General features: G+C 40.1%; 15 protein-coding genes and 1 tRNA gene. 6 read left to right on the plus strand and 10 right to left on the minus strand.

The window, feature by feature from the left end; all coding sequences use genetic code 11:
* Nucleotides 1-59: 59 nt before the first annotated feature.
* Nucleotides 60-515: a hypothetical protein gene (locus tag CBW18_RS21250; protein ID WP_140418675.1), complete on the plus strand. Its 456-nt coding sequence runs from the start codon at nt 60-62 to the stop codon at nt 513-515.
* Nucleotides 516-626: 111 nt separating this feature from the next.
* A complete protein-coding gene (locus tag CBW18_RS21395; protein ID WP_172406513.1) occupies nt 627-794 on the plus strand; it encodes a hypothetical protein in 168 nt (55 codons plus the stop codon).
* Between the two features lie 173 nt (nt 795-967).
* Here CBW18_RS21395 and CBW18_RS12440 read toward each other — a convergent pair.
* From CBW18_RS12440 to CBW18_RS12470, 8 genes are all read right to left on the minus strand, one after another.
* Nucleotides 968-1,041 (minus strand) — tRNA-Arg (locus CBW18_RS12440).
* Between the two features lie 109 nt (nt 1,042-1,150).
* Complete coding sequence (locus tag CBW18_RS12445; protein ID WP_088301665.1) at nt 1,151-1,588, minus strand: Fur family transcriptional regulator; 438 nt, start codon at nt 1,586-1,588, stop codon at nt 1,151-1,153.
* 9 nt (nt 1,589-1,597) lie between these two features.
* Nucleotides 1,598-2,047: a hypothetical protein gene (locus tag CBW18_RS12450; RefSeq protein WP_253249025.1), complete on the minus strand. Its 450-nt coding sequence runs from the start codon at nt 2,045-2,047 to the stop codon at nt 1,598-1,600.
* The gene (locus CBW18_RS12455) at nt 2,044-2,484 is read right to left on the minus strand and encodes a hypothetical protein (RefSeq protein ID WP_088301666.1); all 441 of its coding nucleotides are present in this window, start codon (nt 2,482-2,484) and stop codon (nt 2,044-2,046) included. Before CBW18_RS12455 ends, CBW18_RS12450 begins: the two co-directional genes overlap by 4 nt.
* Nucleotides 2,484-3,695: an FtsX-like permease family protein gene (locus CBW18_RS12460; RefSeq protein WP_088301667.1), complete on the minus strand. Its 1,212-nt coding sequence runs from the start codon at nt 3,693-3,695 to the stop codon at nt 2,484-2,486. Before CBW18_RS12460 ends, CBW18_RS12455 begins: the two co-directional genes overlap by 1 nt.
* The gene (locus CBW18_RS12465) at nt 3,692-4,321 is read right to left on the minus strand and encodes an ABC transporter ATP-binding protein (RefSeq protein WP_088301668.1); all 630 of its coding nucleotides are present in this window, start codon (nt 4,319-4,321) and stop codon (nt 3,692-3,694) included. The genes CBW18_RS12460 and CBW18_RS12465 overlap by 4 nt, the downstream gene beginning before the upstream one ends.
* Nucleotides 4,318-4,470 (minus strand): hypothetical protein, encoded by a 153-nt coding sequence (locus CBW18_RS21400; protein WP_172406514.1) that lies wholly within the window; start codon nt 4,468-4,470, stop codon nt 4,318-4,320. The genes CBW18_RS12465 and CBW18_RS21400 overlap by 4 nt, the downstream gene beginning before the upstream one ends.
* A gap of 61 nt (nt 4,471-4,531) precedes the next feature.
* Nucleotides 4,532-4,906, minus strand: coding sequence for a MerC domain-containing protein (locus tag CBW18_RS12470; protein WP_253249026.1), 375 nt, complete (start codon nt 4,904-4,906; stop codon nt 4,532-4,534).
* Between the two features lie 88 nt (nt 4,907-4,994).
* Here CBW18_RS12470 and CBW18_RS12475 point away from each other — a divergent pair, with 88 nt between their 5' ends.
* From CBW18_RS12475 to CBW18_RS12490, 4 genes are all read left to right on the plus strand, one after another.
* Entirely contained in the window at nt 4,995-6,194 is a 1,200-nt protein-coding gene (locus CBW18_RS12475) for a GTP-binding protein (RefSeq protein ID WP_088301670.1), read from the plus strand.
* Between the two features lie 87 nt (nt 6,195-6,281).
* The gene (locus tag CBW18_RS12480; RefSeq protein ID WP_088301671.1) at nt 6,282-8,735 is read left to right on the plus strand and encodes a TonB-dependent receptor domain-containing protein; all 2,454 of its coding nucleotides are present in this window, start codon (nt 6,282-6,284) and stop codon (nt 8,733-8,735) included.
* A 56-nt stretch (nt 8,736-8,791) separates the two neighbouring features.
* On the plus strand, nt 8,792-9,232 hold the full coding sequence (locus CBW18_RS12485; RefSeq protein ID WP_088301829.1) for a PaaI family thioesterase: 441 nt from the start codon (nt 8,792-8,794) through the stop codon (nt 9,230-9,232).
* A 100-nt stretch (nt 9,233-9,332) separates the two neighbouring features.
* Nucleotides 9,333-9,575 (plus strand): hypothetical protein, encoded by a 243-nt coding sequence (locus tag CBW18_RS12490; RefSeq protein ID WP_088301672.1) that lies wholly within the window; start codon nt 9,333-9,335, stop codon nt 9,573-9,575.
* A gap of 147 nt (nt 9,576-9,722) precedes the next feature.
* Here CBW18_RS12490 and CBW18_RS12495 read toward each other — a convergent pair whose 3' ends face one another.
* Both CBW18_RS12495 and CBW18_RS12500 read right to left on the minus strand, forming a co-directional pair.
* Nucleotides 9,723-10,994 (minus strand): nucleoside recognition domain-containing protein, encoded by a 1,272-nt coding sequence (locus CBW18_RS12495; protein ID WP_088301673.1) that lies wholly within the window; start codon nt 10,992-10,994, stop codon nt 9,723-9,725.
* Between the two features lie 192 nt (nt 10,995-11,186).
* The gene (locus CBW18_RS12500; RefSeq protein ID WP_088301674.1) at nt 11,187-14,045 is read right to left on the minus strand and encodes a prolyl oligopeptidase family serine peptidase; all 2,859 of its coding nucleotides are present in this window, start codon (nt 14,043-14,045) and stop codon (nt 11,187-11,189) included.
* Nucleotides 14,046-14,289 lie beyond the last annotated feature (244 nt).

The raw sequence follows: 14,289 nt of genomic DNA on the forward strand, positions 1-14,289 counted from the left end.
CTTCTGTTTTGTAGCGTTTTATGATCTTCTAACCGTTTATCATGTAAACTAATAAAAATATGAAGCATAAATTACGATCAATTAGCGGGTTGCTACTTTTACTTTCTTTGGTCATCGTTTCTTGTAGGAAAGACAAAATACCTGCTGTACCAAAGGATGTCTTAACCGGGGCATGGGAAGAAACACCTCAAAAAGCATATAGCAGGAGATTGCTTTTCGCAACCGGAGGGCAATTCTCCATGCAAATCAGAGATCAGAATAATCAATATTGGCAAATGGAAGTGATTGGCAAATATACGATTTCCGGAGATCGTTTAATTGTGAATACTGCGAGTAACCTTGAGAAATCTGCTACGGGCAAAATCATCACGAATACCCCGGTAAATTATATTTTATTTGATAGCGGAAAGTTTTCCATTGATCAGCATAAGCTGACCATTCATTATACCACTTACCCGGCGGATGCTCCGGTAGCTACCATGGCCGTATTTAACCAGTTGATTGCCATAGATTAGCACCAACAATAATTAATTTAAAAGAAGGGATAAATTCATCAATTCTTCATTTGATATGTAGAAATTTATTAAACAATTAACAAGGTTTATTAACCCCTAAATCATATCAAAATGAAAGCAATTAAAGTTTTAATGATCGCCCTGGTAGCTACTTTCGCTGTAAATGCAGCAAATGCTCAAACCAAAGAACCTGTTAAAGCAAAAACAGAAAAAACACATGTAAAAAAAGCGCATACCAAACATCACCACAAAGCTAAAAAAGCTGCTGCGAAAATGTAAGGTATAATTAGGTTAGGTAATTAAGCCGCTTCGAATTATTTCGAAGCGGCTTTTTTGTGTTCTATAAAAGCGTTGGCGAAAATATCGTATTGGACATAATAACGGAGCCAGAGAAAACCTGAAAAGTTCTGGTATAAAAAAAGGCCTTTAGCATAACTAAAGACCTTTAAACGTACCCCGGAAGGGACTCGAACCCCTGACCCTCGGTTTAGAAAACCGACGCTCTATCCAGCTGAGCTACCGAGGCTCATTTTTTAATGAGCTGCAAATATAGAAGTTCTATCTATAAAGCAAAAATATATTTTAAAGAATTTTCAATGATTTTAAATTCGCAGGAATAACCAATTCATAGCGAATTAATTAGCCTTATTGCAGGCCTTACAAATTCCCGAAACAACCAGATTCATATCTTCAATTTTAAAGCCTTTTTCAATTTTTAATGACGGAATCTTCACCTCATCCAGGCAATAAACCTGTAAACACTTACTGCAGTTGAAATGCACATGCTCATCATGGTGGTCATGTTCCGAACAGGAATTGGAGCAGATGGCATAATTAGCCGTACCCTGATTATCTAAAACCCGGTGGATAATGCCTTTCTCTTCAAAAGTTTTTAAAATCCGGTAAAGGGTTACCCGGTCAATTTCCTTGCCCACCACATTTTCCAGATAAGGCTGAGAGGTGGCAGAATCACGGTGAGATAAAATATCTAAAACCTGTAAGCGTGCGCCTGTCCTTTTCAGTCCGTTTTTAACTAAAAGATCTTCATATTGCTGTGTTTCCTTCTGGTTCATAATGTAAAATTAACGAATTACTTTGGCATTCTTAATGGATACAGGCGGTTCATAAGTGGCGTTGGTATTGGCCAGCTTTAAAATTCCTTTTACCCGGATGGGTTTATCGGTAAAATCAACCGGATCACTGAGTTCCACCATAATCATGATGGGCACACCATTCTGCCCGCAAAAAAAGCACTGATTGATGGGTAGGGTAGCCAATAAAAACCTTTGTTGTTTTTTACCGCTTTTGACAGGAATCAGGTAACCAGTCAAATCAAACTCGGCATCCTTAAAACGATTGATGGTTGGTCCGTAAATCGGGAGGAGCTCATTTTTATCGTTCAGTTCAAATTTAACGCTACCAATCACATCCCAGTTTAGCGACCGCAGTTCATCACCCGGCCGGTGCGGTTTCTGTTGTGCCGAGCAAAAATTTACATAAAAAAATAAAATGATTACAGTCAGCTTTCTCATGGGATTTGTTTAGCACCTAATAAAAAGAATTCAGAACGGTCATCTCCAGAATTATTGATCACAAATTTCCCTTTTATTTTAATCGGCCTATCTGTAAAAGGGATGGCTGATACCATTTTCACCTCAATCATGGAGGGAATATCTCCACTGCCGCAGAACGGGCAAGATTCTATAGGTACAATAGACAGCATAAACTCTGAAAATTTTGCGCCCACTTTAGTAGGGTAGATGTAGCCCGGCAGTTCAATCACTTTGTTATTTAAGGCCATCAGTTCAGGAGGGAAGATACTTACCCATTTTAAGTGCTCTACCTGCTTGTCATAACGCAAACCGATTAAATTCCAGGTGGGTGTACGCATATCTTTATGTACTTTTACCTGGGCACGAAGTCCAGCGCAGCTGAAAAAAAAGAAGGCAATCAACAAAACGTATTTCATTATTTATCTTTTGAAAGGGTACTGGCAATATCAACCCTGTAGGTTTGTATCGCCGGAATAATCGCTGCAATAATGCCTATAGCCATACCTGCGCCTATGAGGTATAATTCATCAGCCACAAAATAGACACCAGTAAGCCGTGCCTGGGCAGATTCCTGGAAATGACCAATCATACTTAGAGCCACATGGCCGATGACTAAACCCACTATAGCTCCTGTTAAGGTAATCAGTAAGCCTTCCAGCATTACCAGAAAAAAGATTTTGGTTCTGGAAGCACCAAGGCAACGCATAATGGCCAGGTCGTATTTTTTCTCTTTCATGGAATTAAATAAGCTGATGAAAACACTCAATGCAGATATGGCCATAATCAGAATGGCAAACCATTTCAAGGTATCAATACCCACACCAATCAATGAAAATAACCTGGCGCTTTCCATAGCCGGAGAAGCCGCCTGCATATTTGTACTCTGGTTTACCATTCTCGGAAATACCACTACCGACATGGGCGAACGGTACTGGATCAGCAAGGAAGTAATTTCCCGGTTGTTAATTTCCTTTTCCTCTTCGCCATGATGCGCTTTTTCTTCTTCATGACTGGGTTCGTGCATTTTATAAACACTGCCAATATTGGTCAGGATAAGATTATCCGTTACGTTACCCTGGGGTGCCAAGATGCCGGTAACTTTATAGGCATGTTGTTTATGCTCATCGTCGGAATTAGATAAACCGTGCGCCCCGAAAAATTTATCACCAACCTTTAATTTTGATTCCTGTGCTACCGCACTGCCAATAGTGGCATCAAGATCTTTATTCCAGAAAGTCCCTTCAGCTATTTTTAAACCATATAAGCCTGTAAACGTAGAATCTGTGCCCACGATCCGGTAACCCTGATAATTATCACCAAGTGCCAGCGGAACGGCACGTTTTACCATCGGATTCTGCATCAGCTCCTGCGCATCTTTAGCCGGAATATTGCCTGTCGGAAAATCAATATGATAAATGCTGCTTAAAATGAGCTGCAGCGGACTGCCTTTCGCGCCTACCACCAGATCAATATCTTTAGAATTGCTTTCCAGTTTATTGCCGATTTGTGTGGAGGCCAGAAAAAGTATCGACAAAATACCTACTCCAAACGCCACCAGGATGATATTTAAAATGGTAGTGAGCGCATTTCCGGATAAGTTTTTTGTACTTAGTTTTAATATGTTCATGATAATAGATATTCTTGACTTAGGCGGTTTCTCACTCTGTTATCATGTGTAGCCACAATTAAAGCCGCGCGGCTTGATGCAGCCTGTTCTGTTAACAATGATATCACATTTTCAGCATTTTCGTCATCCAGGCTGGAGGTTGGTTCATCAGCAATCAGCACCGAGGGATGATTAACCAATGCCCTTGCGATAGAAACCCGCTGCAGCTGCCCCTGGCTTAACTCACTTGCAAAATTTTTGGCTTTGCCAGCTAGCCCCAGCGTATCCAGCAACATCAGAATCCGCTTTCCGTCCACAGGTAAACCTGCAAAGGAAGAAGCAATAGCAATATTATCATAGATGTTTAAAGTCTTGATCAGGTGTGGCCGCTGGAAAACAACACCTATTTTCTGCCCCCTGAACTGATCGGTTTTTTTAGGAGACAAAGCATACAGATTGGTACCATCAATTTGTACATGTCCGCTCTTTGGTTTCAATAAACCAGCCAGGATATGAAGTAAAGTTGTTTTTCCGCTACCAGACGATCCAAGTAACAACCATTGTTCCTGATCTTTAATTTCCCAGTCGGGAAACTGCATCGATGGTGCCTGGTGATATTGATGAACTAGAGATTGGATGCTGATCATAATTTGTGACGTGAGATTAAACGGATATTTTTAATGGCATAACGGCGATAAATTTCCTGCCCGTCGTTGGTTGCGTGCCGGCAGGCGGGGTTCATCATGCAGATTGCGCTCAGGGCAGTGATAAATAAAACTTTAATCTTTCTGTTCATGGCTGCAAATATATTTTGTTTTCTTTTTAGAAGGATGTTAAATCGAAATTGATACAAAAAATTAATGTGTACAACTCTTGCTCAGTCTGATGTTCAGAAAATGCGCAAAGGCAATGGCGAAACCTCCGGCCGGAATCAGTATGGGTTCCAGCACATCTATTCCCGCAAAATGCCCGGTAAAGATGAATATAAAACCCATAATCAGGATCATAATGGGTAGTTTCCGGCGATGCGTATTCCTGTATGATTTACTTAAAGACCATATGCCTAAAACCATCGAAAATAAAATCATGGAGATTTCAATAATGGGATGCGCCAGAAATTCCAGTCCCCATAACGGCAATAAGGTTAAAATAAAAGGAAGCAGTGCACAATGTATGGCACAGGCAGTAGATGCGGTAATCCCGAGCTTATCGAGGTTTATAGCTTTGATCATTTTCATAAGTGATTACTGATACAAATATAAAAGCAATATTGTTGCATTATTAAAATTGTAGTTATATTTGCAACTTAATTGCATTATTATGATAAAGAGATTGCCTGTAACCGTATTAAGCGGTTTTTTGGGAAGTGGTAAAACCACCTTACTTAACGCCATTTTAAAAAATAAACAAGGTTTGAAAGTCGCGGTGATTGTAAATGACATGAGCGAAATCAACATCGACGCGCAACTGGTTAATCGTGAAGGAAGTTTATCTAAAACAGAAGAAAAACTGGTGGAAATGAGCAATGGCTGCATCTGCTGTACCCTAAGGGAAGACCTGATGCTGGAGGTGGAAAAACTGGCCAGAGAAAACAGATTTGATTATTTACTGATTGAAAGCAGTGGCATATCCGAACCGATTCCGGTTGCACAAACTTTCTCTTTTGTGGATGAAGCATCAAATATCGATTTGGGCAGGTTCAGCTATCTGGACACCATGGTTACGGTGGTTGATGCATCTAATTTCTACCGGGATTTTGGTACCGCCGAAATATTGCTGGACAGAAACTGGGCCGATGATTCGGCAGATAAAAGAACCATTGTTAACCTGTTAACGGATCAGATTGAATTTGCAGATGTCATCCTGATCAACAAACTGGATCTGGTAACGACTCATGACGCCAATTTAATTGAAGCTTTAATTAAAAAATTAAACCCAAAGGCCAAAATTCACCGGACAGTTTTTAGTGAACTGGATCCGGCATGCGTTTTAAATACCAATCTGTTTAATTTCGAAGAGGCTTCTGCAGGTACAGCCTGGAAAAATGAACTGGATCAAGTTCATGTGCCTGAAACAGAAGAATATGGCATCAGTTCCACTGTTTTTACAGCAAAAAGGCCTTTCCATCCGGAACGATTCTGGAATTACCTCAACCAGGAGTTTCCGACAAATATTATCCGTTCAAAAGGTATTTTCTGGATAGCTGCCATGCGCAATGTGGCCATCAATTTCTCGCAGGCCGGCGGTTCGTTAAGAATAGAATATGCAGGTGCCTGGTGGGCAAGCATGAATGAAGCCGAAAGAAATAGTCATGATGATTACCTTGAAAATAAAGAAATGATTATTAGCAACTGGGATCCGATTTTTGGCGACAGGCAAACAGAACTGGTTTTTATCGGACAGGAACTTGATATCGAGGCTTTAAAAAATGAGCTGGAGAAATGTTTAATTACCGATTCAGAAATCGGGGCCTACCGAAATAATTTGCTTTTTGAAAATCCTTTTAAGCAGGTAATCTGACATATCGACTAAATTCTAAAAATAAAATTTGCTTAGTTTAAAATTAAATTTAGATTTGTCTAAATTTAATTTTAGATAAACTGAATTATGAAATGTATACTGTCGCTGCTCTTTACCCTTTTTTCTACATTGGTCTTTGGGCAAACCAGAACCATTAGTGGCCGCATTACCAGCGAAAAGATACCATTGGAAAACATAACCGTTAAAATACAGGGTACCGGTCAGTCTACAACATCAAATCATTTGGGTCAGTACACACTTAATTATAAAGGAAACGAAGCGGTATTGGTTCAGTTTTCTGGTGTTGGATTTCAGTCTGAAATGGTGAGACTATCAGTCAGCGGAAACAGCTTTCAGTACGACATCAACCTGAAAGCCCAGGCGGCTGATTTAAACGATGTGGTCATTACCGGCGTGAATAGGGCGACAGCATTGCGGAAAAGCCCGGTACCGATTGCTGTTTTATCCAAAAAAAACATGGATCAGCAGGTAAATACCAATTTAATAGATGCCATTGTTAAAGGAATTCCCGGCGTTACGGCAGTAACCACCGGGCCAAATGTTTCCAAGCCATTCATTCGCGGATTGGGTTACAATCGTGTACTTACCTTGTATGACGGACTGAGGCAGGAAGGCCAGCAATGGGGAGACGAGCATGGTATAGAGGTGGACGAATATGGGATTTCGAGAGCAGAAGTGGTAAAAGGTCCGGCCAGTTTAACTTATGGATCTGATGCCCTGGCTGGGGTGATCAATATGATTCCATTGAACCCTGCATTGGAAAATAAAAAATTGGTGGGTGATTTCACCACTAACTACCAAAGCAATAATGGGCTGGTTGCCGCCTCGCTGGGCCTGGCTTATCGAAAAGAAGACTGGAAATATACCTTCAGGGCCAGTGGAAAAACCGCACATAATTACCAGAACAAGGTTGACGGACTGGTTTACGGAACAGCTTTTAGAGAATATAATTTATCAGCAGGTGCAAGGGTAGATAAAAACTGGGGCTATTCCAAAACGGCAGTTACATATTATGATAACCTGATGGAAATTCCGGATGGGAGCAGGGATTCACTCAGTAGAAAATTTACCACACAGATACTTGATGATGGCGATGACATCAAGAACCGCCCGATAGTACCTGAAAGCGCATTAAATAGTTACAGGATCAACCCTTTGCACCAGCATATCCAGCATTTCAGATTGTACAACACCAGTCAGTTCAAGCTTGGTAACGGTGATTTAAATGTGCTTATTGGTGGCCAGCAAAGTATTCGCCGTGAATATAATCATCCAACAATGCCTGGCCAGGCTGGTTTATATGTGGTGCTGAATACCTTTAATTATGATCTTAAATATAACCTGCCGGATTTTTCAGGCATTCAAAGCACTTTAGGCATAAATGGAATGCTCCAGGGCAACAGGAGTAAGGCGGCGACCGATTTTCCCATTCCGGATTATGACCTGTTTGATATCGGTGCCTTTTATTTTGCCCGTAAATCATTTGGAAAAATAGATATCTCAGGTGGCTTAAGGGTAGATCGGCGACACATCAGCTGGAATAATTTTTATGTGGGTACGGATCCGCAGACTGGTTTTGGTAAAAAAGTTACCGACACTGATCCCCATGGCGATTTACAATTCCCTGCATTCAGTAAGAATTATTATGGCCTGTCCGGAAGCCTTGGACTTACCTACAATGTATCAGAAAAACTATTAATCAAAGCCAATATTGCCCGTGGTTACCGCGCGCCGAATATTACCGAAATCGGCTCAAACGGACTTGATCCTGGCGCACACATTGTTTACCTGGGCAACAGAACATTTAAACCAGAATTTAACCTGCAACAGGATCTGGGTATCATTGCCTACCTGAAAGATGCTGATCTGAGCCTGGAAGTATTCAATAATGATATTCAGAATTACATTTATCAGTCGCGCTTAACAGATGATAATGGCAACCCGGTGGTGATTGTGCCCGGTAATTTAACGTACCAGTACCAGCAATCAAAGGCCAGGCTTTATGGTGCTGAGTTCAGCATCAATCTTCACCCTTCACAGTTTAAATGGTTAAATTTTAATAATAGCCTGGCTTATGTGGTTGGTTTGAATAAAAATAAAACCTTGCTAGATCTTCACGGTCAGGATGCGAAGTATTTACCTTTTATTCCACCCCTGCAAATCCGTTCTGAACTGAAAGCAACTGCTCAGCATCCCATCGGTTTTTTAAACCAGCCTTATGTTAAGATAGATGCGGCTATTTTTGCTGATCAAAACAGGTTTTATGCATTGGATAATACCGAAACCTTTACCAAAGGCTATACCCTGATTAATCTGGGGATCGGCTCTACCATCAAATCCAAAAAGGAAAAAACACTGATGGATATTTTTATACAAGTGGATAACATATTCAATGTGGCTTATCAGTCACACCTGAACCGCCTTAAATATTTTGAATATTATAACGCCACGCCAGGTGGAAGATCAGGCATTTATAATATGGGTAGAAACATCAGCTTTAAAATGATTGTTCCGTTTTAACTGAACTTGAAATCAGCAGGGTGAATATGTTGCCGATTTTTCTATATTTATACCTTATGGAAGAATCATTAAGTGAACAGAGACTGGCTTTTTTAAGGCAATCTGTTGGAAAAGTCATGACCAATTCACCATCAAACTATATGAACTGGCTGGCTCCCGTATTGGTTAAAGCAGAAAGTGGTGTATTGGTTTGCAGGTATACCATTCGAAAGGAAATGACAAATCCGTACCAGATTTTACATGGCGGTGTAACTGCCGGAATTATTGACGATTTAATTGGTGCAACAGTGTACACCATGGGCATGAATGATCGGTATACCACAGTAAATAACTATATAGATTACTTTGCCCCGGCAGCAGAAGGCGATGAGATTGTGGCCGAAACAGCAGTTGTTAAACGGGGGAGAACCATTTTAAATTTACAATGTGAAGTGTTTTTACCTTCAAGAAAACGGCTGATTGCTAAAGGCTATTCCAATATGTTAAACATAGGTTAACTTATTCCTGCAGGCTTTGTGATTATTTATTAATTCCTTAAAACTGATGAAACATTCATTGTGATTTCTTGTTGTATCTTAACCAGAAATATAATGAGCCATGTTAGAAAATTATTCATCCCTGCAATTCATTGTGAGAGGCAAGATTTTTAAAGGATTTTGCATGCGCATTCAAGACGATTTTCATGAAACTTATGCTGTTGTTTTAGACGGTTACCATTCTTTTTGTATCTGGTTAGACCATAAAACAGAAAAATGGTGTGCTTCTAAACATATAGCAATTGAGCCCGATGCGATTGATGAAATTATCAACAGAATTTCAGTTCCGCCGCAAGTTTCTTAAATCCTGACCCGAAGTGCTCATCACATAAAAAATCTCTGACCCATACCGGATCAGGGATTTTTTATTTAACACCTTATTAAAATAGAGTGCTACGAGCTGAACTGATCAAAAAACAATTTAGCATTCATATGTAAATCATACTGTTACTTAACCAAAAAACAGGTAACAAATGCCAATCGCTGTACATACTCCAACCAAGTCAGCAAGTAACATTGATCCGATGGCGTAGCGCGTATTTTTAATCTGCACGGATCCAAAATAAACCGCAACAACATAAAAAGTAGTATCAGATGCACCCTGGAAAATACCGGATAACCGGCTTGCAAAAGAATCAGCACCATAGGTTTCCATGGTACTCACCATCATGCCCCTGGCAGCACCGCCACTCAAAGGCCTGATTAATGCCGTAGGAAGTCCCTCTACAAAACGTGTATCCGTTCCAAAATAAACAAAAACACTTTTAATGGCATTGATCACCACATCGAAAGTACCACTGGTACGCAGTAAACTGATGGCCACCAGCATGCCCACTAAATAAGGAATAATATTGATTGCCGTTTTAAATCCATCTTTCGCTCCCTCAATAAAAGCATCAAATACATCTATTTTTTTATATAAGGCTCCCAATACAATAACCAGGAAAATCAATAAGATTAAGCCGTTGCTTAATATACCGGAGAAAGACTGAATACCAGCGGCATCCAGTGACCTGATGTAAAGTACCAGGCTGGCGATAACGGCAGATAATCCGAAAATCCAGCCGATAACCACCGGTTGCAGGAGGTTAATTTTCTGTTTAAATGAAACAATAAGCATAGCCGCCATGGTACCTACAAAAGTTACAATGAGGCAGGGAATAAAAACATCAGTAGGATTAGAGGCATTTTGTGAAGCCCTGATGGCAATTACACTTACCGGAATTAAACTTAAACCAGCTGCATGCAGGCATAAAAACATAATCTGTGCGTTGGAAGCCGTATCCTTTTGCGGATTCAGTTCCTGCAAACTTTCCATCGCCTTCAATCCGAAAGGTGTTGCGGCATTATCAAGTCCCAGTAAATTGGCAGAAAAGTTCATGATCATGTGGCCCATGGAAGGATGTCCTTTTGGAATATCCGGAAATAGCTTAGAGAAAAATGGCCCAACAATTCTGGAGAGCAACCTGATGCCGCCTGCCTTTTCGGCAATACTCATCAAACCCATAAACAATGCCAGAATACCAATTAATTTAAGACAAAGTTCTACCGCAACCCAACAGGTTTGAATGATGCCATCCAATTTGAGTGGATTGGCAGCATCATCCGCTTTCCCAATCACCATCCAGCTGAAAATGTCAGTTTGCCCTAAAAAGAAACACTTTATACCAGCCACTACAATGGCAACGATAATGAATGCAGACCAGATCCTACTTAATGCCATTGGGTTTGTTTAGTTTATTTTAACGGGATGAAAATAACTTTTTTAAATGAAAGTATAAAAGGGAGTTTAGAGTTTTTAGTCGGGAGTAGTGAGTTCCAGGTGCATAAAAATCAAAAAGCCCATCATCTTTAATTTTTCAAGCAAGGATGATGGACTTATATTCGGTACTGATACTTTCAACCCTGAACTAACTTACGGTTTATTGTCTGTTAACTCAAAGCCCCAGGTTTTGCCTTTTTCTGTAGCAGGGATTCCGCTGGTCATCCATACCGGCGCTTTCGCACCTTTTAGATAATGATCAAAGAATTGCTGCTCGCGGATCTGAATATCTTTACGGTTTTGACGCTGAACCAGGTTATGCGCTTCGCCATTGTAATTTAACATCCAAACAGGCTTGCCCAGGCGGCGTAAACCTGTAAACATCTCAATTCCCTGGTACCAGGGCACGGCTCCATCCGCATCATTCGCCATGACGACTACGGGTGTATTTACCTTTGGAAACATAAAAAGAGGTGAATTTTCGATGTATAATTCAGGTTTTTCCCAAAGTGTTGCCCCGATACGGCTTTGCGTTTTCTCGTACTGAAACTGGCGGTTCATCCCGGTTTCCCAACGGATTCCACCATAGGCTGAAGTCATATTCACTACCGGAGCACCTGCCCATGCCGCTGCATACATGTTATTTTGCGTAATCAGGTAAGCCACCTGGTAACCACCCCAGCTTTGTCCCTGGATACCAATTTTTGTACCATCAACCCAGCTGTTTTTCTTCAGGCTTTCTACACCGGAGTTAATGTATTCTACAGCTGATTGGCCAGGATGTCCATTATCGTAATTGATATCCGGTGCAAAAACCAGGTAGCCGTTGCTTACAAAAAAGGAGATATTCAATCGGGAAGGTGTAGGAGCAGGTGCCTGATAATTGTATAAACCATCTGTTAGCTTTTCATAAAAATAAGCAATCATCGGATACTTTTTATTCGGATCAAAATTTTCCGGTTTATATAAAATACCTTCTGCCTTAAACCCTTTAGGCGTTGTCCATTTAACTAGTTCCGCTGTACCCCAATTGTAGTTTTGCTGTTGAGGATTAGTATTGGTCAATTTTGTTTCGGTTTTAAAATCAGTAGTTACATAAACATTTGGCGATGCTACATAACTGGCCTTATCATAAATGTAAATTTCAGCATCCTTAGCTTTAGCCAAGTTAGAATATTTGAATTTATCCATTACAACTGGTTCAGGTGCCTTCACTGTACCCACATTGGTACGGTAAAAACCATTTTCTTTGGTTACATTATTAAAGGCGTTTAACCAGATCACTTCATTAGATTTTATAAATTTATTATCTGTATTTCTTTCCTGCCTGCTTTCTGGTAATACCTTTTCATAACGGAAAGTAATCTGATTGGCCCTGCCGAAGCCTGCGGTAATGTTTTTAGGTTCCGATTTTCCATCAGGTGAAAACGACCATAGGTCGTACCGGTCATTTAAGATAACAGCCTTGTCATCTGCGGTCCAGGTAGCTACGCCGTAAGCAGAAGGCAGATCAGGCACATCATTATCCTCATCTACAAATTTCACATTTAAACGTTCAGTAAGTGCGGTGGTTTTTGAAGTTAAGATGCTGTAAGTGTACCAGTTGCCACTTTTCCTATCGAAATACAATACATAATTTCCACCCGGAGAAGCCATGGCATAACCATTCAGTTCGGTAATTATTTTTTTACGCTGACCTGTTTTCGTATCAACAAGGTAATAATCTTTTGAAGTTGATCCACTCCATTGCGATTCAATTCTATGGCCATAATCTGTATAGGCCAGCACAGCATTGGCATTTCCTTCGGCCATCAGGTTCGCATCGGGTACTGTCAGGTCAGTTAAGGGAATCACTTTAGGATCGCTGCTAAACACATCAATAACGGATAAATAACTCTTTTTGCTATCGCGATCTGCATTTTTAAGCTGCATGGGCTGCAGGTAGTCATCCTTATAATTCCATACATCTACCTTAGCTACTTCAAAATCAACAATACTGGTATCTTTCGGACTTTTAACCGGAGCAATACCGAAAAACAATTTTTTCCCGTCCTTGCTAAAGGTTACTTTTCCATCGCCGTTAACCGTCCATTTGGAAGGGATGCCCGGCATATCGTAATCCACGATGATCTGCGCGGTATCCAGGCTCAGGGAATTATAATAAACATTGTAATTTTTAATTTCCTGTTTTTCCGGACTTTGTTCACCCACAAATGCCAGGTGCTCACTTTCCTCATCAAAAATGAAATTTTTAAAGCTTCCTTTGCCTTTGATCAAGGTTTTTAAGGTTCCTTTTTCGGTATTCCATAAATAAACACCCTGTGGAGCAGTTTTATCCTTTTTAGATCCGCTGCAGCTGAAAACCAGTTGCTTGCCATCTTTACTAAAGGCATAATCGGTTACAAATTTATAGGTCTGATCAGTTCCTGTGCCCAGATTTTTAATTACCAGATCGGTTCCTTCTTCCGTTTTGCCCTTACCTGCGGGTTCATCGGCAACAAAATCTATTGCGGCATCTTTGTTTTCTGCTGGTTTGTTAACTTTTTTAGCGGTATCAGGCTTCTCTGTCAGATAAGCCATCACTCCTGAACCTTCTTCAGGAAATTTAAAAGATTTGACACGGGCAATTTTGGTGATTACATTGGTGGTCAGATTGGCGATCCCCAGAGAATCTTTTGGCATATCTTCTGGTTTTTTCTTTTTGATCTTGGCCTGACGGAGATCTTTATTAAAAGGGCGGATGCTAAATGCCGCAAATTTGGAATCATTGCTAAACTGTGCATTCATTCCCCTTGGTATCCCAAGTTTAGCATTGGTTTTAAGATTATTGATGAACAATTTTGCATCACCTTCCTGCTGTAAAACCCCATACATTGCCCACGTGCCATTATTTGATAATTGCTTACTTCCAATTGATTCCCAGGTATCATACACCGTATGATCTAAAGGTTTCTTTTGCGCGTAAGCAAAATTGACAACTAAAAAAAGTATAATAGATAGTCTTTTTTGCATTTTTTTTAATAGATTAATTTGTTGGTTTTGAATTCAAGCATCTAAAATTGGAAAATTCTGCCTCATTATGAAACATGTATGCCAAATATTACATTATCTCAATTTGGTGAAATAAAAAGAATGAGGTTTAATATTTTCTTTTGTAAAAAACTCATTACATTAGAGGCTTCAAAATGAAGTGTAATATTTAATTAATTATTATTTACCTGATGATTTGCACGGTTTAATCCGGCAAAATATAAAA

The organism is Pedobacter sp. AJM (assembly GCF_002197755.1).
Lineage (GTDB): Bacteria > Bacteroidota > Bacteroidia > Sphingobacteriales > Sphingobacteriaceae > Pedobacter.

Bases quoted from the DNA above. Each gene is read 5' to 3' on its own strand.
- CBW18_RS12500 (WP_088301674.1), bottom strand. From the start codon at position 14,045: ATGCAAAAAAGACTATCTATTATACTTTTTTTAGTTGTCAATTTTGCT.
- CBW18_RS12450 (WP_253249025.1), bottom strand. From the start codon at position 2,047: ATGAGAAAGCTGACTGTAATCATTTTATTTTTTTATGTAAATTTTTGC.
- CBW18_RS12495 (WP_088301673.1), bottom strand. From the start codon at position 10,994: ATGGCATTAAGTAGGATCTGGTCTGCATTCATTATCGTTGCCATTGTA.
- CBW18_RS12455 (WP_088301666.1), bottom strand. From the start codon at position 2,484: ATGAAATACGTTTTGTTGATTGCCTTCTTTTTTTTCAGCTGCGCTGGA.
- CBW18_RS12470 (WP_253249026.1), bottom strand. From the start codon at position 4,906: ATGATCAAAGCTATAAACCTCGATAAGCTCGGGATTACCGCATCTACT.
- CBW18_RS12460 (WP_088301667.1), bottom strand. From the start codon at position 3,695: ATGAACATATTAAAACTAAGTACAAAAAACTTATCCGGAAATGCGCTC.
- CBW18_RS12480 (WP_088301671.1), top strand. From the start codon at position 6,282: ATGAAATGTATACTGTCGCTGCTCTTTACCCTTTTTTCTACATTGGTC.
- CBW18_RS12485 (WP_088301829.1), top strand. From the start codon at position 8,792: ATGGAAGAATCATTAAGTGAACAGAGACTGGCTTTTTTAAGGCAATCT.
- CBW18_RS21400 (WP_172406514.1), bottom strand. From the start codon at position 4,470: ATGAACAGAAAGATTAAAGTTTTATTTATCACTGCCCTGAGCGCAATC.
- CBW18_RS21395 (WP_172406513.1), top strand. From the start codon at position 627: ATGAAAGCAATTAAAGTTTTAATGATCGCCCTGGTAGCTACTTTCGCT.
- CBW18_RS21250 (WP_140418675.1), top strand. From the start codon at position 60: ATGAAGCATAAATTACGATCAATTAGCGGGTTGCTACTTTTACTTTCT.
- CBW18_RS12475 (WP_088301670.1), top strand. From the start codon at position 4,995: ATGATAAAGAGATTGCCTGTAACCGTATTAAGCGGTTTTTTGGGAAGT.
- CBW18_RS12490 (WP_088301672.1), top strand. From the start codon at position 9,333: ATGTTAGAAAATTATTCATCCCTGCAATTCATTGTGAGAGGCAAGATT.
- CBW18_RS12465 (WP_088301668.1), bottom strand. From the start codon at position 4,321: ATGATCAGCATCCAATCTCTAGTTCATCAATATCACCAGGCACCATCG.
- CBW18_RS12445 (WP_088301665.1), bottom strand. From the start codon at position 1,588: ATGAACCAGAAGGAAACACAGCAATATGAAGATCTTTTAGTTAAAAAC.